This is a genomic window from Psychrosphaera sp. B3R10 (assembly GCF_018861025.1).
GTDB lineage: Bacteria > Pseudomonadota > Gammaproteobacteria > Enterobacterales > Alteromonadaceae > Psychrosphaera > Psychrosphaera algicola.
On record NZ_JAHKQH010000032.1, the window covers coordinates 45,849 to 69,924 of the forward strand.

Here is a 24,076-nt window from a genome sequence, read left to right on the forward strand (position 1 = left end):
CAACAGGCACTTAGAACTATAATAAAATAGTGGAGAACCACATGAAAACCAACTACAAGCTCAATTCGATATCTGCTGCTGTACTGGGAGTGCTGTTAAGCAATCCAGTCTATGCTGCTGAGCCTGAGGATAAAAACGCAGATGACGATATTGAAGTCATTGAAGTAAAAGGCTTTAGAGGCAGTTTACAAAAAGCCGTTAACGCGAAACGTTTTTCTGACAATGTTTCTGATTCAATTCATGCAGAAGATGTTGGTAAATCTACCGACCAAAACATCGCTGATGCACTTTCTCGAGTGACGGGGATCTCGGTTATAGAGGAAGACGGCGAAGGTACTCGAATTTCAATTCGAGGCACATCGCCTTCAATGAACCAAATTTCGATGAATGGGGTTGCCATTACCAGTGGTAACTCAGGTAACGAAGGTGAGATTGCTTCGCAATCTGTCGATTTAAGCTCATTTTCTTCTGACATTCTATCTTCAATCGATGTTGTTAAAACATCGTCTGCTGAGCAAGATGAAGGTTCTCTAGGTGCTAATGTTGTATTGCGCACAATTAAGCCACTGTCGTTAAATGAACCTCGCCGTATGGTAAACGTTGAAGGTCGTTATAATGAATTTTCTGGCAAATATGATGGCCGAGTGACTACCAGTTTTGCTGATAAATTTGCTGATGATACATTTGGTGTGATTTTCACAGTGTCTGCTGACCAACAACAAACTCGTAACGATAGTACGCGCACAAGTTGGGTTGAAGGCGGTGTAGGCATTTCTGATCTATATGCGAACTCAGGACGCATTGCCCGGGATACAAATGGCAAAGCAATTCGTGTACTTGGTTTTCAAACCGATTCAAGTGGTGCATATGTGCTTAACGAAGCCGGTGACCGTGTTCTTAATGATATATCGACGTTAGTCGATTACGATCCGGCAACTCAAACGGTAATTTCAGAGGGTGAATACAACGTCCTTGCTCGTAACAATACCGACATCTCTGTTGCTTCAAATATTCGTGAACGTATTTCAGCAACTGCGGGTTTTGAATGGGAACCTACGGATTCAACAAATATCCAATTGGACTTAACCAAAACCAAGCAAACGGTTGAAACGGATTACCACAACTTTAGAATGAATTTTGCTCCTCGTACTGGTATTTCAGGAAATGATCCCGTTTTAGATTGGAATACAGTTAATGTTGAAACACAAACGTTAGAACGCTCTTATAGTCGACTTTCAAGTGGTTTTTTTAACCGTTCTCAAGGCACGCGTGAACTTGAAACTGATGTTTTTTCATTTACAGTTGAACAAGATTTAACAGACAATTTGCGCATGCAATTTAATGTTGGTTTTTCTGAAACTGTTGAAGGAACAGATGACTTTATTAGTTTATCTACAGCAACCTGGGGCACACTAGGTAACAGTTCTGTTGATGAAATGCCAGCAGACATTATTGAGCCGATTGGTTACAACTGTTTAGCAGCTGAATGTGACTTTGACATTAGCTCTTCATTAGCGGTAATTGACCCATATGACGGCAGCCTGACTTCGGCTCCGAGTCGTTTTAGTTTATTAGATTTAAATGCCAACCATTTAGGTGGCCTAACGTTTAGAAACAATGAACAAACAGATACGAATAAATCGTTAAAACTCGATTTCCAATGGGAGCTCGATTTCGATTACGTCACTGGCGTCGAATTTGGTATCAAAGCTTCAAAACGTGTTAAAGACGTTTATACCCAAAACCAAACTATCAACACGGGAACGGCAGTTGTTGATAACTCAAATCCAAATGTGTCATACGCTACAACAGGCATGGGCTCAATTGGTGTTGTTGATATGTTATCTGGTGAAGCTTTCCCATATGACAACTTTGGTGAAGGATTGTTCAAAGATACCAGTGACTTTTATTTTGATGGCTGGCCAATGTTAGATGCGAAAAAAGCATTAGCAGAGTTTGCTGGTCGTGACCCAGATACCGTTGGTATCGCGGTTAACCCACAGGGCACACGCGAAATTTCAACGGAAACGCAATCGGCTTATGTAAAACTAAACTTTGAAGGTTTTGACGGTCGTTTAACCGGTAACATTGGTGTTCGTTTTGTTAAAGATTCTAATGAATCAAGTGGTTATGGTGGTATCAATTACCATCGTCCACCTCATTTGGTTGACCCTTATAACCTACTTATCGAACGTGGTTTAGGTGACATTGAAGGCTCTGAAGCTTGCCCAGACGCACAAATGAACTTTAGACGCGACGGTGATGACAACGTAATGGATGTTTACGACACACGTTGGGCGCCACAAAATGAATCTGAGTTGGCAGGTTGCTTTGCATGGCAGCTAACTCACGGTTATAACTTCGACAATGACGATACAATCCCTTATGTAGACGGTGCTTGGGTTTTACCCGGCGGTATGGATACAAACCGTTTAGTGTTTATTGATTACACAGGCGCTTCACCGGTGATCAATGACTTAGTTCCATTACCAAATACGGTAGTGGATATTAATGGTAATGAAGTTGATGCGCCTCGCTCTAAACACCGACATTTTGGTGCCGCAGGTGAAATTTGGCCATTCCTTGACCGTTCAACATCATTTGTCGGACCAAACGGTAACAAAGATAATTCTACTATCCGTTCAGCTGCAAATAGCGGTTCTGCAACACATACATTGTTATTGCCTAGCTTAAATCTTAACTATGCAATCAATGACGAAATGATCGTTCGTTTTGCGACATCAAAAACAATGACACGTCCAGAGTTTGATTTCTTAAATCCTCGTTTACAAATGAACGAAAATCCATGGGGACCAACGGCATTAGGATCAGCGGGTAACGCTAATCTTAAACCGTTAAAATCAACAAACGTAGATATTTCATTTGAGTGGTATTTCAACGAGTCTGGTTTAGTGTCCGCTGCGGTATTCCACAAAGATATTGTCGATATGGTCGAAAACGTAGTAACGCCATTCCATTATAAAGATGTCAGAACCGAATACGATTTACAAAGCGCAAACCTATTGTTGGATTATGACGAAACCCGTATGCCGGGTGAAGGTGAAATGCGCGGTGAACAAAATTGTATGCCACATCGTTATTATGCCGGATTCTCTGCGAGTGAATGGGAAATCGAATGTCATGTTGCCAATATCAACATCTACAAAAACGGTAATAGTACGGTTGTTTCTGGTCTTGAGCTAGGTTACACCCAAAACTACGACTTCCTTCCTGGGGCGCTTAGTGGATTAGGTTTAAGCATCAACTATACATATCAACATTCAGAAAAAGAAGCTGAAGAAATTGGGACATCAGGTGTATTCATGGATCCATTGCCAATGGATTACACACCAGAACACGCTTATAACGCCACTGTATTCTATGAGTTAGATGGGTTGTCGTTGCGTTGGGCACAGCGTTACACCGGAGTTCAATTATTGAATGATGGCTTAAATGGCGGTGCAGCTTGGCAAGACGAAACACATAGAAGTGACTTTAGCGCGAGTTATAACTTATCTAAAAACGTCAGCATGACGTTCAATATTACCAACGTACTAGAAGACACTCGACGTGAATTCTACACAAGTAATATGACGAGAACAGAAGATCAAGAAGTGTATATGAACGAAGGGAACGTCTTTGAAAATGACGTGACTGACGAACGTACACTCGCGATTAGCAATACTGGTCGCCAGTTCCGTTTAGGTATTCGTGCCAATTTCTAATCAGGCACAGATAAGTTAGTAACAAATTAAGTGTGTAGGTTGGGCGGAGCCTGACCTACCCAAAAAAGAGACTTTTGGAGTCGAAGAGATGAATAAATTATTTAAGCAAGCATTGCTTAGCGCAATGATTTCTACCGCAGTTGCAAGCTGTGGTGTTGATGAAGGTTTGGATTACAATTTTTCAAGTAGCAAGCCTGTTACATTTGACGAAGCACCATTTAGCAAATCTTATCCAGAGCTGTCTGGTGTCGTTGAAATAGATTTACTTGAAGGGGCCATGGTAGATGGGAAAGCATTGTCAGTAGATTCTTATCCATCACCAATTTTTATCCGTGAATTTCAATTTGCGGCTGTAAACACCGCCTTTAATACCCCTCAAGGTGAAGGTAATCAAGGGAACAATAACGTTTCGCCATTTACTATGTCTGAGGACGGCACTAAGTTGGTATTGGATACCGATGCCTTTGACCAAGCCCTTCGCATGTGTGATGAAACTGATGTCCGTGGTGGTACGAATGATGATGGAACACCTGCGCCTGATGGCCTACGAGATTTCCCAACCTCGATTACCTACAACATTTCTTATATTGTCGATGTTGGCCATGAACTTGCGCCAGGTGAAGAAGTTGATAGAAGAACTTTATCATTAACGGTAAATGCCATATCGGATCCAGTTACAAGCGTTCAAGCGTTTGACCTTTCTTTGGCGTCAGGTGCTGTAGAACCTATGTTATCTGCAACATCTCCAGCTTATGCCTGTAACTCGAATTTAACCTATTCAATCGCTGATACATCTGTTGCAACCGTCGATGCCGATGGCAACGTAACCGCTGCGAATCAGGGTGAAACGGTAATTACCGTAACCAGTGAAGAAGACTCGTCTCTATCCGCACAGGCAACCATTACGGTAACTCCTGGATTCAATCTTGAGATTGTGAACCAAGACTATAACGAACTAGGCGCTCCACTAGGAACAAAAACGGTTCCAACATGTACATCAATCGGTGCCGAAGTTAAACCAAGCATAGTCAATGACACGCTATCTGGTGTTTATAGTTATGACTGGAGTGCGTCCGACCTAACGACGGAATTTGCTATGTCTGAAAGTGACGGTGAATTTGGTGCAACTGGTCGTTATACCAATACACTGGCGGTTGGCGAAAGTTCAACATTAACGGTTGGCTTAGATTCAGGATATACCGGCGCAACAAGTGCAAATGATGTTGCAGAGCAAAACATCACGGTTACCGCTGAAAGTAATTTGGCCTGTGATCCAGGAGAACCTGTTGATTCTAACTGGATCATTGACTTTAAGTTAGACGGTAATGTTGGGCCTAATTGGTGGGGCGGTACAACCGTTTCAGCAGATGCGCTGTCTGGCAATGCCATCGAGATCAGTGGTGGTCAAAACATCGACCCAGCAAATGGCGCTGGTCGCCTTATCGTTCAGGGCGCTTGGAATAATGATAAAAACTGGTATACCCAACGATTTGGTCGTCCAGACACGTCGACAGGCAAAAAATACAAATTTACAGTATGGGCTAAGTTGAGTGATGTACCTGCAGATGATATTGAGTTGTCTCATGTATCGATAAACTGGAACTACCCAGCTGGTATCACTGGGCCTGGTTATGACCGTCGTTTGCCAAGCGCAGGTATTCAGTCAGCCGTGCTAAAAAGGACTACGGACTGGCAGTTAGTTGAGCTTATCGACAAGTTATCTGGTACACCGGTTTGGACAGTACCTGCGGAGTGGGATGCAAATGCCCCGGTATTCCCTGGCTTCAAAGTGACTGGTTTACCTGAAGGCCAAACATTGTTAATTGATGAACTATCGATAGTTGAAGTCAATTAGTCGAGTTTTAAAACATGAAAAGCCACCTGCTTAGGTGGCTTTTTTATAAGGGGCAATTCTATGAAAAACCGATTATTTTGTTATCTAATTATTACCGCCAATTTAATGGCGATGGCATCTTGTTCGACGGCAACAAAACAAACATTTGAACATGCGCAACCGCAGAATAAAGGGCAAACGACACCGTTACCGACGTTAAAAAACACAGATAACACAAAGTGGCAATATGTTGCTTCACTTTCGGACGAGTTCAACTCAACGAAAGTAGATGAAGGCAAGTGGACAAATAGCCCGGAAGGCTGGGGTCCTTGGTCTTGGACAAAAGACAATGTAACGGTCGAGGACGGCAATTTAAATATTGCACTTACTTATGAAAAACACCAGGCCGTGCGCCGCGCTTACAAAGATGGAGGCAGAAAAGTCACGACTGATCTGTTTTATAAATCAGGGATCATTCGCTCCCATGAATACCAAATCTATGGATATTATGAAGCGAGGATGAAAGGTATTCCGACATTTCCTGGTTCGAGTCCCGCGTTTTGGATCTACAGTTTAAATGACGAGATTTCAAAAATGGGATTAAAAGGAAAACATGAGGGCGAAGCTACCTATTCAGAGGTGGATATTGTTGAGTTACAACAGGCCGAATGGGACAAAAACGCGCCATTAGGCTATGACGGTGCCAACGTCATCGATATGAATTTACATACTCGAATTATTGAGAATGGCAAAGAAATATGGAAACGCCCAGGAAAATACCCAGAACTCACCCGGAATAAGATCCATGCAGACTTTGACGCAAGAGACGACTTCCACATTTACGGGGCTGAGGTGACGCCAGAGGTCATTCGCTGGTTTATTGACGGCGTACAGGTGGCAGAAAAACCAAATCTACACTGGCATTTACCGATGCACGTCACGTTATCTTTAGGTCTTAGGTATCCGCATGTTTCATACAATAATTGCCCAAATGGCTTTGTTCGATGCACTGTGCCTGAAAAAGCGACAGCAGAAGGTTACCCAAGTGCGATGCAAGTCGACTGGGTGCGCGTATACAAGAAAAAATAACTAACTAAGAATACTGGGTTCGGCAGTGGCACCTTGGTCTTTGCCGAACATCAGTCGCTCACAATTAATTAAACTTTGGTTAAGTTGAGGTGAATATGAATTTAATTAAAACAATCGCGACATTTATCTTAATGGTAAGCGCATTTTTATCGACGGCAAGTTGTGCACAGGACGATGAGATCGTCAACTTTGATTTAGACAACCTAATTATTGGCTTGGAAGAAAAGCCTGTTGTCAGAATTGAGTTATCACTGTCTAAGTTACGAGATTTATACGTTGCCGTACAAGAAGTTGAGAGCCGTAAAACAGTTAAGAGCACGATGAAACGGATTAAGAAGTCAGGAAACTATCATTTCTCTATTGATATCGATGATATTAAGCCGGGTAAATATCGTGTAAATGCTTATCTGGCACCAAAAGGCAAAAATTGGAATGACCGTCTTGGTGATACAAAGTTTAAAGTAATAACTGTAATTGACGCGCCTAAAGCACCAAAACCGTCGGTTTATTCGCAAAAAGATCTGATTAAAAAAGTAACTTGGCCAAAAACAATCATTGATGATTCTGAGGTGATATTAACCGCTAAATATGACATCACAGAAAATCGTGATCTGCACCTAAAGTTATTAGACAGCAGCAACTGGAAAGAACTCGGTGCATTAAAATATACCGTTAAAAAACCGGGAGAGATCTCAGTGCCGTTTAGTGATCTGGTGACTAATTTTCCAGCAGGGAAATACGTTTGGGTAGTCTATTTAACAGCTATTGATTCCGACGAAGCGCTAACTAAAAAGCAAGGCAAGCATTTTGTTATCGGCGCTAAATAGTGGCTTTTAACTAAGTTAAGTTCGAGAGCATTGGAAAATACGCATGTTTGATATCAATCGAAAACAACGCCAAGTGGCCCAAAACATTGGTCATGAACAAACCCCAATTTTTGTCGTTGATGACGTTTTGTTAGACCCGTCGGCAGCGATAGCCAATGGCGTTACTGCTGATTATGGTACTAGCATGGTACAGGGCACCTATTATCCAGGAGTGCGTGCCAACGTGGGGGCTGAATATGGTATGGCGATATTGCAATTTTCAGCTCACATTTTATATCGGCATTTTCAGGTTCCAAAAGAGTTAACACTTTACCCAAGGAATGGCTGTTTTTCTTTGCTCACACAACGACCTGCAGACTTAAACTTACTTAGCTGTATTCCCCATTTTGATAATAACGAAACGTTTAGCTTTGCCATTTTACATTATTTAAACCCTGGAGATTTTGGTGGCACGAGTTTTTATCGTCATAAACCAACAGGGTTTGAAAATGTTACACAGGCAAGGCGTAAACAATATTTACAGGCCGCACAACAACATATTAATCAACATGGAAACCCCAAACAGCAGTATGTTACAGGGACAGATCCGCATTTTGAGCTGATCCATACTGTTGATTACAAACCTAATAGGTTGGTTATTTATCCAGCGACCATTTTACATTCAGCTCATATTGAAAAACCAAACGTTGACGTTAACCCAGATCCTAAGTCAGGCAGGTTAACCGCCAATTTTTTTGTCGATTTTCAACCTTAATTCACAACAATTATAAGAATAAAAAAATGAACTTTAAAAACCTGGGTCAATTGATGGTTTCAACCCTCATATTGCTGCCACTTTACTTGTGTGCCGCTATTTATGATGGGCCCACTGATGACGCGACATTTACAGCGTTGTTAAAGCAAGTAAATGAAAAAAGTAGTGAACTTGATAAAAAAGTAGAAGAGGCTATCGCTGTCGGAGTTAATGTCGACTACGCCCAGGTGTCGCAAACAACGGTACGCTTGTTTAAAGACATATTTGCACCATGGGACAGAAATCACCCTGAAGTGGTTCAACAAATGTATGACGCCGTGTATTTTTCCCGTTTCGATCCTGTTGGCCCAACAGGTTTGCCATTTGATGAGCTACTCGATTGTATCGACGTTGTGGATTCGGCGATAGCGCAATTACAACAGCAGATCGATGGCAATATCACCCTCGCTACGCCGCCAGATTTCTCCACAAAAAAAATCAAGCTCCAGGGCACACATTACCAACTTGGTGATGACAAAGTATTTGCCAGTAAGTTTTTTTGGCAACCAAATACGGAAGACATAATGCAGGCGTTTGGTCGAAGTGGCGAAGGGTATTTGTCGGTGCAACATTTGGAAACTGAAAACAAGATTAAAAATTGGAGCAAGTCGAGTTTACGAAGCAGTATTGCCGAGCAAACCGCACAAAATCGAGCGCCTATTCAGTATTTTTTGGGCCATATAGTCCCGCAGTCATTTTGGCTGCGAGAAGATTACCCTCAGGCATTTGACGGCTCTCGGATATTTACCGATTACGACATAGACAACCCAAATACCAAAGCGTGGTTAAACGTTTTGTTTGAGGAGCAATTGAGTTCGGCGATTGAACCTTTAGGGGATAACGAGCGAGTTCATATGATTGCCAATGAGCCTATGTTTTCAATACGGGAAGGTGGAGTCGAGTCGGCCCGTGGCGTATCGGAATTTACCATGAATAAATACCAAGCGTGGCTAGAACATAAATACGATACGATAAGCCAGCTTAATGTCGTTTACCAAACAAGCTTTAATAATTTTTCTGAAGTTAAGAACACGTACATCCCGCCAATCTCCCTTAGTTTTCAAGGTGGACCTATTTGGTATGACTGGAATAAGTTTAATCTGGAACGTGGTAATCAATGGTTTCAATTTTTACACGACGGTGTTCATAACGTTGACCCACATGCTAAAACCCATGTCAAAGTGATGGGCGAACGTTCAGTCCATACGCCTTATCAGGACGAAGGTTTGGATTTTGAATTTATCACTAACTTGGTAGATATGCCGGGTTCGGATGCGCAAATGTCGTCATTTGCTGCTGAATGGGACCTACGTCATGAGCAAGATTGGCGTCAGCGGTACAGTCTTGAATGGCGTGCGCAAAGCATTATGCTCGATTTTATGAAATCCATAGCACCAGACAAACATATGTATGATTCAGAGTGGCATAATTTATCAGGGTCAAGATGGCGTGATTTCCATATGTCACCTGAATATGTTCGAGCGACATTTTATTTAGGGATCACGCACGGTTTAGGCTCGGTTACCACTTGGGTTTGGAACCGCAAAAGTGATGGAGCCATCGATACTCGCGCGGACTTCATCGGAACCAGTGTCACGCAGCCAATTCAACTCGACGCCTACGGCCGTGCTTGGAAAGAAATTAATGCACACGGTAATTTGGCACTGTCATTAACGCCAGTTGAGCGAGACTTTATGGTCTATTACAACAAGGATGCGGCAATTCAGGACCCCAAATATACCCTGTATATGTCAGAAATGTACGAGGCGCTTAAATTACAAAATGTGGCAGTAGGATTTGCAACCCCATCGACCCTTGATTCCTTAAACCCGAGTTCACAAACCTTGTTTTTGTCCGCCACTCGATTTATTTCGGACGAAGATTTGACTGGTCTTCAAGCCTTTGCACAACGCGGTGGCAATATAGTGCTAATGGATGATGACAATAATTTCACTAAAACTGAGTTGGGGCAAACAAGAACAAGTGGCCTTGATTTGGCTGTATATGCTCGCTTTCAACGAGATAACGTATTGGCCATGCTTGAAGAGTTACAGGTAAAGGTTTCGATGTTAGTTCCGCACAAGGACGTGGATATCGTGGTCAAAAATGCTGAACTTGAAGTTGTTCATGGCGTCCTGTTGAGTCAGGCATCTTTGACATCTGGCTCTGCAACTGCTGGTAACGAACAACGACGAGGAATTTCACTTATCAATACCAGTCAACAAACCGTCAACGTTAAGCTGTTGTCTAACATCGGCAAAGTATCCGGTATCGTCGATGTAATTACTGGCAATAACGTAGAAAATAACATCGAAATGCAACCGATGGACGTGCAATTACTGCAACTCGATTTACTCGAAGGTGTGAGTGATATAGAAGTGCATTCGATAGAAATACAATCGTCTGCTACTTCATTAACCGTTGGTGAAAAACTGACTTTGACCGTAGATATACTGCCTACAGACGCAACAGATAAAACCCTCCATTGGTCGTCTAGCAATTCAAATGTGGCAACGGTAGACAATAACGGGAACGTTACAGCAGTAGCGGCGGGTAACGTACAGATCACAGCGACATCACAACTGAGTTTAGTAGCGGACAACATAAGCTTAACGATTAATGAACAGGCCGTTGTAGACAAGCCTGAAAACCAAAATTCCAGTGGCGGGAGTCTGCCTTGGTTTTTTTTAGTCGCCCTCATTTGGGTTCGTACGCTCAGACAATCATCTTCCCCATTATTTTTAGGAGCTTCAAATGATTAATGGTCAAAAACGCTTATTTTCAAGAGTATCGCTATTATCGACCCTAGCTATTCTCATGGCGTGCCAAACAGCAAATGGCAATCCAAAACCACTTTCAAATGAGCGAATTGTTTTTCAACAACAGCACTCGGATTTTAAGCGTGAAAATAAAAATTTAAGACAATGGGATGCGCCAGTTGTTGCCGATTTAGATCAAGACGGTTATCCCGACTTATTATTGAATGATCATGGTTTTGCCATCCGTGTTATGTGGAATAACCAAGGAAAATATGCCAAACCATATGATTTGATCATGGGAGATGTACACGGGATTTCAGTCGCCGATTTTGATCAAGACGGCTTAAATGAAATTATTCTGGCCCGAGGCGGCGGCTCTGGCAGCAATGCCAGAAACTCAAAAGTGTTTCGCGTCGACAAAAATCGCCGTTTTAGTGAAGTTGCCGATTTTGATATTCCGCTTGAAAACATGCGGGGTCGTACGGTTAAGTTTGTTGATTTAAATAATAACGGCAAGCTCGATTTACTTAATTTTGCTTTTCCTGATCAAGCTAAAAAAGGCCAAAGCGAAAACTACATTTATAAAAACGACAATAATGGTCAGCTCCTGCTCATTAATCAATTACCCGCCATCAAGGTTGATGGGCAAAAGACACTTGTAACCGATTATAACAACGACGGCATAGCCGACATTCTTTTGTACGGGTTTGGTGCCGTAAAGCTGTATCAAGGGAAAGGGGATTTTAGTTATATCGACGTAACTAATAACGTTTTTGCCAAACCACTATTAAACGTAACATCGGTGGCCGAAATCGATTTTGATAATGATGGTGATTTTGATCTGTTTTTTACCCGAGGTAAAGAGTTTGACGGTGGCGATACCTTTTATGACGCGGCAAGCCAAGTATGGGGCTTTTTCGCAAAACGTGGTGAATTTCAATTTGAACATTTAGTGATGGGGGATATTTTTCAACTCGAAAACTTTCAATCACAATGGCCACATAAAAGCCTTTATATCGGCGAATCAGGTTATGAGTACGATTACTCGGGAGAAACCCATTCAGGTCGAGATGTCCGGTTAGTAAATAGTGACGCCCTTGGATTTCCTGATAAAAGAGATAAAAAAGGCGCTTATATTGGTTATGTCGGTAACCAGCAATGGCGAGTCGCCGCCAATATATTTTCGCCAATGACAGGCATTGTACGCGGCGTTAAATCTTATCCAGCACAAACGGTGAGCCCTGGCTTAAAAGACGTATTACTGCAAAATACCAATGGCGTATTTAAAGACGTCACAGCCGCCCAACAGATAATAGACGTTGAACATTCTATGGGCAGTGCCGTCGGGGACTTTAACAATGATGGTTACGCTGACATTCTTGTTGTACCAAGGGGCAATTTGGTCACGCCAATTAACTCAATTTTATTGATGAACCAAGGTAAAAAACGTGGATTTGTTAAAAGCGCTACGCACAATATTGTCACACCTGAATTAGGGGCAATCGGAATGAGCGCACAGGTAGTGGATTACAATTTAGATGGGCAACTCGATGTGGTTGTTGGCAATGACCGCGGAAAATGGCACTTGTTTAAAAATCAGGTCAAGGGGTCGGGAAATAACTTTGTAACGATAAATGTGGGCAAACATAACCAAGTTTCGCCATTAGGTGCGTTAGTGTCGATAAAAGCGTGTGGAGTTGAGCAAATACAAAAGGTCGGCGCAACAAGTGCAGCGTATTCACTCAGCTTTAATCCATTTGTACACTTTGGATTAGGAGCCTGTCAGGCAATCGAAGAAATTAAAGTCACGTGGAGTGACCAAACAGTGAAGTTGCAAGACGTTACAAACATTAAACTCAATTCAGTGATAAACGTTGGTAATTAACATGAAGACTATCTCAAAAGCGTGCCATAAAGTGGCTAGTTATTCCTTGGCAATCGTTCTTTCTGCTTATTTACTTAGTGGTTGCAGTTTGAATCCAATTGACGTAAATGACGACAAATCACCGGCTCAATTTGAGCCGATGAATCGCGATATTTTGCCAACCGGTGAGCGATACCGACGAAAATGGGACGGCCCTGTAGTCGTTGATTTAGACCAAGATGGTTTACAGGATCTAATCTTGACTGACCACGGTAACGAACTGAATGTTTATTGGAATTTAGGGGGACGATATTCTCAACCTACAACCTTGCTAACACGAGATATCCACGGGGTTGTTGCAGCTGATTATGACAAAGATGGCAAGATAGAAATTGTTATCGCACAAGGCGGCGGCGATGGCAAAAACCCTAAGTTTCCTTTGTTGTTTGAGGTAAATGAGGGACGAAAAATTCTGAAACAAAATGATATGAAACATTTTGAATTTACCCGCGGTCGCGCGATCAATTTTATCGATGCCGACAATGACGGTACTTTAGAATTGATAACGACTGGTTTTCCTCTTAAATCTCAGAAAGCGGGTGCCAACCATCTTTATAAACTCGATAACAATGAGCAGTACCAATTTGTTAAATTGCTGCCTCAAGCTAAATGGCTAGGCTATCGTTTACAAACGGTTGATTACAATAACGATGGTTTTAAGGATCTGCTTTTTTACGGTGGTGCTGACATTGTTGCGGTGACAAATAAAGGGAAACTGGATTTTGTCGATGATACTAAAGATGTATTAGGCGCGTTAAATCAAACAAATCATGTAAGTAGCATCAACGAAATAGACTTTGACAACGATGGGGACGACGATTTGTTCATAACTCGAGCGGAGCATCAATTTTCTCGTCAGCAATTTTATGATGCAAGCTCTAAACGTTTTGCTTTTTTTACTTTTAAGAAACAAAAGCAACAGTTTGATCTGTCGATTATAGGCAATTTTGAATTAAAAAACCTACAAATGGCCTATCCAGACTTTGATGTATTTGTCGGAAAAAGTATGCGTAAACTTGAGTTCGAAAGTGACCGACATAGCCATAAAGATGTCACACTTACTCAACAACAAGCAACTGGCTGGCCCTCTAAACCAACTAAGAAAGGCATATACATTGGTTATTTAGGTGACAATACATGGCGATTGCTGGTGGATACGCGGGCACGAAATGCTGGCGTTATACTAAACGTAGAGAACAATCTTGGCTCTACTACAATTGCACCATATCCGCCAAAACTGTTTGAAAATAAAGGCGGCAGGTTTGTTGATGCCAGCGACAAACTAGGTAACGCAATTAATGAACAAACCACAAGTTCAGCGGTTGCTGATTTCAATAATGACGGTTGGCCCGACATGGTTGTGATTAAATACGGCAATATGGCGACAAAAAATAAGCAATTTTTATTGTTTAATGACAAAGGCATTAAGTTCACAACCTCCGAAGTGCATAACATTGTTTCCGATGAAATCGGGGCGACAGGCAATGGTGCGAATGTACTCGACTATGATAAAGATGGTGACATTGATCTTCTTTACGCAAATGAACGCGGGTTATGGCATCTGTTTAGCAATAACTTAGTTCAGGGGCAATCGACTCATTTTATTGGGTTTGTTGTGGGCCAATCTCCCGCTAAAAAAATCGACCAACTGGATGCAAAAGTGACTATTTGGGCATGTAATCAAATGCAACAAACGACGATAAGTAATGGCGGAAATGCATTTTCTCAAAGCTTAAATAATCAGGTTCATTTTGGGTTAGGGGAATGCAAAAGTGTGCAAAAAGTACGAGTTAAATGGCGCAATGGCGAACAAACAGAGTTGCATAATTTAACGGTAAACCAATACCATTTGGTTAAATAATCGAGAGTTAACAAGTAAATAGAATGAAAGGCCACTTATACTCAACTAAAACATTGAGTTAATAAGTGGCCAATGGCTATTCCTGATTATATTTTTAAGCCTAGAACGTTGCTCGTTAGCAAGTTCTAGTCACTATTTAGTTTGCAAGATATTCATAACTGGCTTGCAATCCAAGAGGAATTCCCGCTCCCCAGTACAGCATTAAAAATAGTGTCCAAACAATTAAGAAGCAGATCGAAAACGGCAACATCATTGCTGTTAACGTCCCAATACCGGCACTGCTCACATACCTTTGACAAAATACCACCACGAGCGGGAAGTAAGGCATCAAAGGTGTGATGATATTGGTGCTAGAGTCACCGATACGATAGGCCGCCTGTGCTAGGTCTGGGGAAATACCTAATTGCATTAACATAGGGATAAAAATTGGTGCTAACAGTGCCCATTTTGCTGACGCAGAACCAACAAATAAATTAATAAAACCGGTCAAAAAGATGATCCCAGTAATCGTAATTCCTGATGGTAACGCCATTGATTTTAAAAATGCAGCACCTTTGACCGCTAACAATATGCCTAAATTTGACTGTCCAAAAGCGTAAATAAACTGAGCGATAAAAAACATGATCACAAGGTAATAGCCCATACCGGACATGGCTTTCGACATTCCTTCAATAAAATCTTTAGACGATTTAATTTTGCCAATGGCAACACCATAAACTAGGCCAGGAATGAGAAACAATAAGAAAATAAACGGTACGATTGATTTCATTAATGGTGCAGAGAACGCGGTAAGCGAGCCGTCAGCTGCACGCCAAGCTGAATCTTGTGGATAGGCAGAGGCAAACAAAATTATGGCACCTATGATGATAGAAAATAATGCCCAACGTAGTGCTTTTTGTTCATTTGATTCCAATGGTTCCATAGTTGGAAGATCGGATAAATCACCATCGAGTTTATTGTTTGCCAGTTTCGGTTCGACAATTTTATCCGTAATAAACCAACCCAATAGAGTGACTACAACAGAAGACGCTGTCGTAAAATAATAGTTATTAAGAGGGTTTAATACCACTGTTGGGTCTAGCAATTGAGCGCCCGCTTGGGAAATTCCCTGTAACATTGGATCAAGGGCAGATGGCACGAAGTTAGCTGAAAATCCGCCCGAAACCCCAGCAAATGCCGCTGCAATACCGGCTAATGGGTGTCTGCCTGCGGCATAAAATATGACGCCACCAAGTGGGATAACTAATACATAACCAGCATCAATAGCCGAATGACTGACGATACCAACAAGGATAACCATTGGGGTCAATAACCAGGTCGCTGTTTTAGCCATAATTGCTCGTAAACCCGCGTTGATAAAGCCACTATATTCAGCAACACCAATACCTAACATGGCGACGAGAACCACGCCAACGGGGTGAAAATGAGAAAAGTTATTTACCATTGACGAAAAAAATTGGGTGATGGCATCACCACTTAATTGATTATTAATTATCAATTCTTTACCTGAACGGGGATCAATGGCATTAAAATCTATACCTGATAACACCCAAGATAGTGCCCATACGATGAAAAGTAGGGCGATAAATAGCACAGCGGGGTCGGGGAGTTTATTACCTACAACCTCGACTTTATCTAAAAATCGCTGAACAGTAGAGGGTTTAGATTGGTTCATTTCGACATCCTTTTTATTGTTATTTTCTCTTTAACTAATCTTAGTCAATACTATCTTGGTTTTTTCTATTGTACAGCGTTGGGCGATTAAAATTCGCATACAGATTGTATGCCTGCCTTAAGCTCATATTGTCTGTGGCGCGTTACCATTCGTCAGCATAAACGGTAGCACATCTGAGATAATATCGGGCTAAGACGCGAAGTGATTTTGTGATCTTAACCCTTTGAATTTTAGATTGGTGAGTCGGCCGTCTTCAATTGCGATTTGAAGATTTTGATTAATTCAGACACATCCTGCATTTTGACAAAATTTGGTCTAACGATAAAAGCCAAACGACGATGAGGGCCAGGTTCGTTTAAGTGCAAAGCCCGTAACTCAGACTGCGGGGTGATTAACTGATCAAGCGCCATTTGTGGAACTAAGGTGGTGCCCAATTTTCCCGCGACCATTTGAATTAAAGTATGTAGGCTTGCCGATTGAAAGTCACTGCGCTGTTTTACCGACTGTAACTGGCAGGCTTCAAGTGCATGGTCTTTTAAGCAATGGCCATCTTTGAGTAACATCAACTTATCCAATTCCATTTGACTGCTGGTGATTTCGTCAAGTTGTGTTGGGCATTCATCTTTGTGACTCACCCAATAAAAATCTTCCTGCCAAAATTCTAAGGTTAGCAATCCCTCAGTAGGATAAGGCAAGGCCAATACGGCAACGTCTATTTCGCCTCTTCGCACCATATCAACTAAGACATGACTTTGGTCTTCAACTATTTGCAAACGAAAATCAGGGTAAAGCTCTCGAACTTTAGGCAGTACCTTAGGTAGCAAATACGGACCAATGGTCGGGATAACGCCCAATGACAATTCGGTGGATAATACAGACTTACTCAGTTGTGATAGTTGAACTAAGTCATCCATTTCACGTTTAATGTTCTGCGCTTTTTGTAAAAATAACTCGCCTTCTTTGGTCACAAGGACCTGTTTGTTATTGCGCTCGAATATTGCAACACCAAGTTGTTTTTCCAATTCACTTATTGCAGTACTTAATGCCGATTGTGAAACGCTGCACATTTCAGCTGCTTTTTTAAAATGCAGTGTTTGCCCTACAGCAAGCGCGTAGCGTATTTGTTTTAACGAAATCATCTTTTCTCTTTTGCACTTAATAAAATCTATGGTTCAATTTAATAGAACATAAACTTCAATTCAATCAAATTTTCTAATTTATATTCCTACCCTAATATTACCCCATCGAAAGCAAAGGTGCTTTCAACAAACCAAACTAGAAATGAAGGAAATTAACAATGGCTAAAATCGGTAAATCAATCCCAGACTTCTCAGCAACCGCTTTTCACAATGGCGATTTTGTACCAGTCACATCTGAAGACGTGAAAGGGAAGTGGGCAATCTTTTTATTCTACCCAGCGGACTTCACATTTGTATGTCCTACAGAGTTAGAAGACATGGCAAATCAATATGACGAATTACAAAAATTAGGCGTTGAGGTGTATTCAGTATCAACAGACACACACTTCTCACATAAAGCATGGCACGACTCTAGTGACGCGATTGGCAAAATTAAGTTTCCAATGCTAGGTGACCAAACTGGCCAAATTACTCGCGGCTTTGACGTCATGATTGAAGAAGATCACATGGCACACCGTGGCACATTCTTGGCTGACCCAGACGGCATCATTCAAGTTGCAGAAATTCACGCTGGTGGCATTGGCCGCTCGGCAAAAGACATGCTTCGCAAAGTGAAAGCCGCTCAGTATGTTCGTGAAAATGACGGTGAAGTATGCCCAGCAGCCTGGGAACAAGGTCAAGCAACATTAACGCCGAGTTTAGACCTAGTCGGTAAAATTTAAATTCCGACGCACTTAGAAACTCATATGAGTCAGGTGTAAACACCATATGAGTTTCTCAAACTAGTTATCTAATGGGCATTGCAACATTCAATGCCCGTTAGTCTACCGCCATCAATGAGGTGAATTATGTTAAGTAATGAAATTTTAAACGCAGTAAAAAGTTACGCAGAAATGTTAGATAAAAAGGTCACCTTGGTATTACAAACAGGGCAACACGACAGTCGTGCTGAATTGGTGGCATTTTTATCCGGGCTTTGTTCAGTTTCAGACAAGCTAGAATTTGTTGAACAAGACGCTGGATTACGCAGCCCAATTGCATTTGCGCTCCAAACCAACAATGAGTTTAACGGCGTCTATTTCTCGGGGATCCCAAGTGGCCACGAATTTAATTCGCTTATATTAGCTATTTTGCAATCGGCGGGCACAGCCATAAAGCTTGACGAAAGTTTAAAACAAATTATCGCTAATATTAATCAACCGCTGCATTTTGAAGTGTTTGTCTCTTTGAGCTGTCATAACTGTCCAGATGTTGTGCAGTCACTAAATCAATTTGCATTGCTAAATCCAAATATCAGCAGTGAAATGATCGATGGTGGTTTGTTCCAATCCCTTGTGGAGTCTCGCAATATTCAGGGTGTACCGAGCGTTTATTTAAACGGCGACTTATTTGCCAATGGCAAGGTCGATACCTCAGTGTTAGTCGACAAGTTATTGGAAAAGTACCCAGATGCCGCCAAACAAAACGATGCTCCGCAATTGCCAGAACAAGACGTCACCGTAATCGGCGGCGGCCCAGCAGGGATTGCAGCAGCCATATACAGTGCTCGTAAAGGGCTTAAAGTAACACTAATTGCCGACCGTATAGGCGGACAGGTTAAAGATACTGTTGGTATTGAAAACCTTATTTCAGTGCCTAAAACAACAGGGCCTGAACTGACTAATAATTTACAGGCCCATTTAAACGACTACGACGTTACGGTTAAACAGCATGTTAGAGTTGAAAATATAGAACGTGGCAAGGTGAAACTCGTGCAGTTGAGTTCCGGTGAACAAATATCAACAAAATCGATAATCATTGCCACTGGTGCCAAATGGCGTGAACTGGGGGTTCCCGGTGAAAAAGAAAATATCGGAAATGGTGTCGCCTATTGCCCACATTGTGATGGACCGTTTTTCAAAGGTAAGGATGTTGCCGTCGTCGGTGGTGGCAACTCTGGTATTGAAGCGGCACTAGATTTAGCCGGCATGGTGAAACATGTGACCGTGTTTGAGTTTATGTCTGAGCTAAAAGCTGACAAAGTTTTGATTGATAAAGCTGAAGCCAAAAGCAATATAACCATAATCAAAAGTGCCGCAACAAAAGAAGTGGTTTCTGACAATGGTAAAGTGGTTGGTTTAGCCTACACAGACCGAAATACGGATGAAGAAAAATTACAGTCACTTGACGGCATTTTTGTTCAAATAGGCTTAGTACCAAACAGTGGGTTTTTGGCCGATATTGTCGACAGAACCAAACATGGTGAAATTATCATAGATGAACGTTGCCAAACATCTGAGCCCGGGATATTTGCCTGCGGAGATGTAACAACCGTACCATATAAACAAATTGTTATTGCGATGGGAGAGGGAGCTAAAGCGTCATTATCTGCCTTTGATTACCTGATTAGAGAATCGTAATAGGCATAACAATAAAGTGATTAAAAAGGTCAGCAACCTCAATAGGGTTATCTGACCTTTTTGCTTATGGGCTATATTTACGCTTTTATGAGCTTAGTTTTGATAGCAATTTTCCGACTCAGTTTCTGGGTCTAAACGTTTTTTGGTGATTTCTATAGTTGAGTGGTGAATTCCGTAGCGCTCCACTAGAAACGCTTTGATCGGGCTTAAATCTTGTTGATCACCAGAGGTATCAAGTTCGACATAGGCTTCTAAAAATATATTGGTATCGTCGAGCTGCCATACATGGATATGCCAGATTTTAACAACGGAATCTATGCCTTCCAGCTCAAGACAAAGTGTATCCACATCGATATTGGCAGGTACGCCTTGCATAAGTATGACCATACTTTGTTTTGCAAGTTGGTAACCTTGATAAATGACATAAAGTGAAATACCAATTGTTGCAATTAAATCAACAATATACCACTGATACAAAATAATAAGTGTGCCCGCTACCATGACGACAATAGAGGCAAAGGCATCTGATAAATTGTGAATAAAAGTGGCTTTAAGGTTAAGGTTGTTTTTTACACCTGACTTATAGGTGAGCCAGGCAGTTGCAGCGTCAATTAAAAAAGCGACGGACGCGATCCCGACAATTATCCAGCCATCAATTGGCTGAGGATTAAAGTACTTACTAACGGCCTCAAAGATTAAATAGATCCCAACTAAAACAAGGGAAGTGCTATTGATCAAGGCCCCCAAGATTTCGGCTCTTCTAAAACCAAATGTCATCTTATTGCTCGCTGGCAATCTTGCAATTCGCCTTGCAAAAATGGCAATTAAAATTGCCCCGGCATCGCTTAAGTTGTGCAGGGCGTCGGCAATTAATGACAAGCTCCCCGATAAAACACCGCCTATAATTTGCACTATAGTGAGTAGAATATTGATAAAAACCGCTAAGCTTAATTTTCCGTCGTGATTATGGTGATGGTGGCCATGAGAATGACCATGCGAATGTAAATGACTGTGACTGTGATCATGGGGCATTAAACTGACCTTAAGTGAAAATGAAGTTTCGGCTGAATAAATCCAACCGTTGAATTATTTTAGTTTAGCCATTGTTTATCGCACCACGTAAATTAATGACAAATAAAAATTGAGTCAAATTAACGTCGACTTGTGTAGCTTCGGGCATAGTTAACTTTTGTTCGTTAAACAATTTTAACCAGCCTAATATCAAAGAACATGACTGCATTAGGTCCAATTTTGCTGCGATTACCTTTCTTGCCCCAAGCCAATTCAGGGGGGATAACAAACTCATATCGTGAACCAACCGACATTAACGGCAAACCAAGCTTTAGGCCTTTAATCGCTTCTTCTAAACTAAACTCATCGGCAAGTCCGGTCCGATAGGTATCGGCAATAACACTGCCATCCGCCAATAAAATACGTTGATTTACTCTTACCGAATCAAATAATGACGGTTTGTCGCCGTCACCTTGTTCTATGACTTTAAAATAAAACCCTTCTTCATGCCTAATAACATTTGCCTTATTCGCATATTTTTCGATGAAATTATCTGTCGCATTTCGGTTCGCTCCAGTAGAGCCTTTTGATTTTTTTGTATTTTTGTTTCTAGCCATTAATAAAGCCTTTTTACTGCTATCCCTTTGCCATCATATCTTACGGTCAATTCGATAATAAAGCTGATTTTTATTATTACGTTTTAATGTGATGTGGAATTAAATTTTTAAAACAAAAAATGTGCTACGGAAACACCATTAATCTAATTGATAATTATTCGCATTTGTATTGACATGTTGAAATCAATCAGTAAACTAATCGCAATTGAGAATGATTATCATTTAATGTTTGTGTGACGATTTATTTTTCGCGTTCAACAAAGATTAGAAGACAAAATGAACGAATAACATGTTGATAATAAAAAAGAACCTAGTCAAAAATCTAATTGTCATTAATACCAGCCTAAGTCTGATTTTGTCCCTAGGGGGATTAAGTGCTGCCGAACGTCCATCTGGTTCAGTTGGAATAAATACGGATGAAGCAGCAAATAACACTGCACTAGAAAATAAGAATGTGACAAGTGAGGACGATTTGCTAGCTGCTGTCAGCGTTGAAAATAACGCAACACCTTATGTTGAAACTCTGGTAGTTACCGGCACCAGAACCGCAAAGCTGTTAAGTGACTCGCCTGTCTCTGTTGATGTCATAGAACGAGATACTTTGAAGTTAGTGACACAGGGCACATTGGCTCAAGCGCTAGAGTTTATTCCATCTGTTGTTTTGGAACGCAGCGTAAAAGACGGTTATACGGTCAAAATGCGCGGGTATGGCAGTAAACATATTGCCGTTTTACTCAATGGCCAACCGTTAATTTCACCTGCTAACGGGGCGGTTGATTTAGATCAGATCAGCGCACACAACATTGAACGAATAGAAGTCATTAAAGGCGCCGCGTCGGTGCTTTATGGCAGCTCTGCCATGGGTGGGGTCATTAATATTATTACCACTGAGGATGCTGAGCCGGTAACTCAAATTCGAACAGAAATTGGCATATACGATGCCAATGATGAGGTTAGTGTTGATAACCTTTTACATACAACCACATTATCTAATATTGGCCGTATGGATGATTGGCAACACCAAATATCGCTACAACATGTCTCTGATCCTGGCTTTGATTTAACCCCAGCTGATGTACAACAAGATTCAGGTGAACTCACCAAAAACTTTGCTAAAGCTGCGATATCTAAATCTTTTTCAGTTGTTGATTTTAGTTTGTCTTATGACTTTCTAAACGAATCCAAAAACAAAATAACGGCTAAAGTTCCCGGCCAGTCGAATCTAATTTATTACGTTTCTGATGTTGAACAACATCAATTGGGGGCTGGGTTAAGTGCATTTGATAATCACTGGCATCTAAAATCTAGGTTTATAAGTCACGATGAAACGAGTGGCCGGTCGAACAGTATTCGAGACGCTCAAATTACCTTAGGTCAGCTTGAAGGATTGTACTCTCTGCAGCATGGGAAAGTACGACCTCAGTTTGACAGCGAATATGGCGGTGAAGTGGTATTTGGATTTGCCACAAATTTTGACAAACTTGATCAGGTTAAACCGGCTGATAACTCAATTGAAGTGGCAAATGAATCCAGAAGCAGTGTAGAGCTATATAGCCAATACAACTTCATCAAGTCGGATCATCAATATCTGTTGGGGATCAGGAGCCAATATGATTCTGATTTTGGTATGCATACCGCATTACGTTTGAGCGCGATGTTTGACGTAGAAGTTGCAGGACTGCCGTTAAAAGTAAGAGGCGGTTATGGGCAAGGTTATCGAGTCCCAGACTTAAAAGAACGTTACTACGTGTTTGACCACAGCAACTTAGGTTACAAGGTTCTCGGCAACGAAGATTTAAAGCCCGAGCAATCAGATTCTTACAATTTGAGCGTTGATTATACAGGCGCGGTATTTAATCGTTCCGCAGACTTACAGTTATCTTTTGATTTACATCATTCAGAAACAAAAGACCTGATAGCGACGCGAGAAGATGCACAAATGTCTCAAGCGCAAAATCTCAGTATTTCACAATACAAAAACATAGAGAAATCAACAATCGAAGGGTTTGATATTAGTGCAGAGCTGCGTTTTCTCAATTGGAATAGCCAACTAAATTACAGCTATGTAGATGCCGTTGACCAAAGTGGCAAACGTCTTGAAGCCCGTCCGCGTCACCAAGTTAAAGCTAATATCGGGTACGACTTGCACTCGCTCGATGTTCAAACGCTACTTTATGCCGTTTATCAAGCAGATGAAGTCACGCCAGACGATTACGTCGATGCAGCGGTTGATGGGTTTACCACTCTCAACTTCTCGCTCAATCACACCATAACTTCCAATCTTCAATGGCATCTTTCGTTGCTTAATTTAACCGATGAGCACCGAGATAACCAACTGATAGATCTTGGGTATTTTGACCCAAGGCCTGTATCGAGCCGAACGATTAAAGTTGGTGTTAATTATCAGTTTTAACGGCTAAACC

The 24,076-nt window shown here is 41.5% G+C and carries 15 protein-coding genes; 11 read left to right on the plus strand and 4 right to left on the minus strand.

Features of this window, described 5'->3' with window-relative positions:
• Positions 1-41: 41 nt before the first annotated feature.
• The 8 genes from KO525_RS12215 to KO525_RS12250 all read left to right on the plus strand — a co-directional run bounded on the left by KO525_RS12215 (position 42) and on the right by KO525_RS12250 (position 14,812).
• Positions 42-3,725: a TonB-dependent receptor gene (locus KO525_RS12215; RefSeq protein WP_215964097.1), complete on the plus strand. Its 3,684-nt coding sequence runs from the start codon at positions 42-44 to the stop codon at positions 3,723-3,725.
• Between the two features lie 88 nt (positions 3,726-3,813).
• Positions 3,814-5,580 carry an Ig-like domain-containing protein gene (locus KO525_RS12220; protein WP_215964098.1) on the plus strand — a complete coding sequence of 589 codons (1,767 nt, stop codon included), beginning with the start codon at positions 3,814-3,816 and terminating at the stop codon, positions 5,578-5,580.
• 60 nt (positions 5,581-5,640) lie between these two features.
• Positions 5,641-6,648: a family 16 glycosylhydrolase gene (locus KO525_RS12225; RefSeq protein WP_215964099.1), complete on the plus strand. Its 1,008-nt coding sequence runs from the start codon at positions 5,641-5,643 to the stop codon at positions 6,646-6,648.
• A gap of 95 nt (positions 6,649-6,743) precedes the next feature.
• Complete coding sequence (locus KO525_RS12230; RefSeq protein WP_215964100.1) at positions 6,744-7,475, plus strand: hypothetical protein; 732 nt, start codon at positions 6,744-6,746, stop codon at positions 7,473-7,475.
• A 43-nt stretch (positions 7,476-7,518) separates the two neighbouring features.
• A complete protein-coding gene (locus tag KO525_RS12235; RefSeq protein ID WP_215964101.1) occupies positions 7,519-8,229 on the plus strand; it encodes a DUF6445 family protein in 711 nt (236 codons plus the stop codon).
• Positions 8,230-8,255: 26 nt separating this feature from the next.
• A complete protein-coding gene (locus KO525_RS12240) occupies positions 8,256-11,030 on the plus strand; it encodes an Ig domain-containing protein (protein ID WP_215964102.1) in 2,775 nt (924 codons plus the stop codon).
• Positions 11,023-12,912 carry a CRTAC1 family protein gene (locus tag KO525_RS12245; RefSeq protein WP_215964103.1) on the plus strand — a complete coding sequence of 630 codons (1,890 nt, stop codon included), beginning with the start codon at positions 11,023-11,025 and terminating at the stop codon, positions 12,910-12,912. Before KO525_RS12240 ends, KO525_RS12245 begins: the two co-directional genes overlap by 8 nt.
• Before the next feature lies 1 nt (position 12,913).
• Positions 12,914-14,812: a CRTAC1 family protein gene (locus KO525_RS12250; RefSeq protein WP_215964104.1), complete on the plus strand. Its 1,899-nt coding sequence runs from the start codon at positions 12,914-12,916 to the stop codon at positions 14,810-14,812.
• A 136-nt stretch (positions 14,813-14,948) separates the two neighbouring features.
• On the opposite strand, the gene KO525_RS12255 is transcribed toward KO525_RS12250, so the two are convergent.
• Positions 14,949-16,487, minus strand: a complete 1,539-nt coding sequence (locus tag KO525_RS12255; RefSeq protein ID WP_215964105.1) for an AbgT family transporter — start codon at positions 16,485-16,487, stop codon at positions 14,949-14,951.
• 230 nt (positions 16,488-16,717) lie between these two features.
• Positions 16,718-17,626 carry a hydrogen peroxide-inducible genes activator gene (locus tag KO525_RS12260; protein WP_215964106.1) on the minus strand — a complete coding sequence of 303 codons (909 nt, stop codon included), beginning with the start codon at positions 17,624-17,626 and terminating at the stop codon, positions 16,718-16,720.
• Between the two features lie 158 nt (positions 17,627-17,784).
• Between KO525_RS12260 and ahpC the strand changes: the two genes are divergently transcribed.
• A complete protein-coding gene (gene ahpC, locus KO525_RS12265; RefSeq protein ID WP_215964107.1) occupies positions 17,785-18,348 on the plus strand; it encodes an alkyl hydroperoxide reductase subunit C in 564 nt (187 codons plus the stop codon).
• Positions 18,349-18,474: 126 nt separating this feature from the next.
• Positions 18,475-20,025 carry an alkyl hydroperoxide reductase subunit F gene (gene ahpF, locus KO525_RS12270; RefSeq protein WP_215964108.1) on the plus strand — a complete coding sequence of 517 codons (1,551 nt, stop codon included), beginning with the start codon at positions 18,475-18,477 and terminating at the stop codon, positions 20,023-20,025.
• Between the two features lie 93 nt (positions 20,026-20,118).
• On the opposite strand, the gene KO525_RS12275 is transcribed toward ahpF, so the two are convergent.
• Both KO525_RS12275 and KO525_RS12280 read right to left on the minus strand, forming a co-directional pair.
• Entirely contained in the window at positions 20,119-21,057 is a 939-nt protein-coding gene (locus KO525_RS12275) for a cation diffusion facilitator family transporter (RefSeq protein ID WP_215964109.1), read from the minus strand.
• Between the two features lie 164 nt (positions 21,058-21,221).
• On the minus strand, positions 21,222-21,653 hold the full coding sequence (locus KO525_RS12280; RefSeq protein ID WP_215964110.1) for an FKBP-type peptidyl-prolyl cis-trans isomerase: 432 nt from the start codon (positions 21,651-21,653) through the stop codon (positions 21,222-21,224).
• Between the two features lie 289 nt (positions 21,654-21,942).
• Between KO525_RS12280 and KO525_RS12285 the strand changes: the two genes are divergently transcribed.
• Entirely contained in the window at positions 21,943-24,066 is a 2,124-nt protein-coding gene (locus tag KO525_RS12285) for a TonB-dependent siderophore receptor (RefSeq protein WP_215964111.1), read from the plus strand.
• Positions 24,067-24,076 lie beyond the last annotated feature (10 nt).

What these genes read in the sequence shown, in the direction of transcription:
- KO525_RS12240 (WP_215964102.1), top strand. Translation starts at nt 8,256, where the DNA reads ATGAACTTTAAAAACCTGGGTCAATTGATGGTTTCAACCCTCATATTG.
- ahpF (WP_215964108.1), top strand. Translation starts at nt 18,475, where the DNA reads ATGTTAAGTAATGAAATTTTAAACGCAGTAAAAAGTTACGCAGAAATG.
- KO525_RS12255 (WP_215964105.1), bottom strand. Translation starts at nt 16,487, where the DNA reads ATGAACCAATCTAAACCCTCTACTGTTCAGCGATTTTTAGATAAAGTC.
- ahpC (WP_215964107.1), top strand. Translation starts at nt 17,785, where the DNA reads ATGGCTAAAATCGGTAAATCAATCCCAGACTTCTCAGCAACCGCTTTT.
- KO525_RS12225 (WP_215964099.1), top strand. Translation starts at nt 5,641, where the DNA reads ATGAAAAACCGATTATTTTGTTATCTAATTATTACCGCCAATTTAATG.
- KO525_RS12215 (WP_215964097.1), top strand. Translation starts at nt 42, where the DNA reads ATGAAAACCAACTACAAGCTCAATTCGATATCTGCTGCTGTACTGGGA.
- KO525_RS12220 (WP_215964098.1), top strand. Translation starts at nt 3,814, where the DNA reads ATGAATAAATTATTTAAGCAAGCATTGCTTAGCGCAATGATTTCTACC.
- KO525_RS12250 (WP_215964104.1), top strand. Translation starts at nt 12,914, where the DNA reads ATGAAGACTATCTCAAAAGCGTGCCATAAAGTGGCTAGTTATTCCTTG.
- KO525_RS12280 (WP_215964110.1), bottom strand. Translation starts at nt 21,653, where the DNA reads ATGGCTAGAAACAAAAATACAAAAAAATCAAAAGGCTCTACTGGAGCG.
- KO525_RS12285 (WP_215964111.1), top strand. Translation starts at nt 21,943, where the DNA reads ATGTTGATAATAAAAAAGAACCTAGTCAAAAATCTAATTGTCATTAAT.
- KO525_RS12260 (WP_215964106.1), bottom strand. Translation starts at nt 17,626, where the DNA reads ATGATTTCGTTAAAACAAATACGCTACGCGCTTGCTGTAGGGCAAACA.
- KO525_RS12275 (WP_215964109.1), bottom strand. Translation starts at nt 21,057, where the DNA reads ATGCCCCATGATCACAGTCACAGTCATTTACATTCGCATGGTCATTCT.
- KO525_RS12235 (WP_215964101.1), top strand. Translation starts at nt 7,519, where the DNA reads ATGTTTGATATCAATCGAAAACAACGCCAAGTGGCCCAAAACATTGGT.
- KO525_RS12230 (WP_215964100.1), top strand. Translation starts at nt 6,744, where the DNA reads ATGAATTTAATTAAAACAATCGCGACATTTATCTTAATGGTAAGCGCA.
- KO525_RS12245 (WP_215964103.1), top strand. Translation starts at nt 11,023, where the DNA reads ATGATTAATGGTCAAAAACGCTTATTTTCAAGAGTATCGCTATTATCG.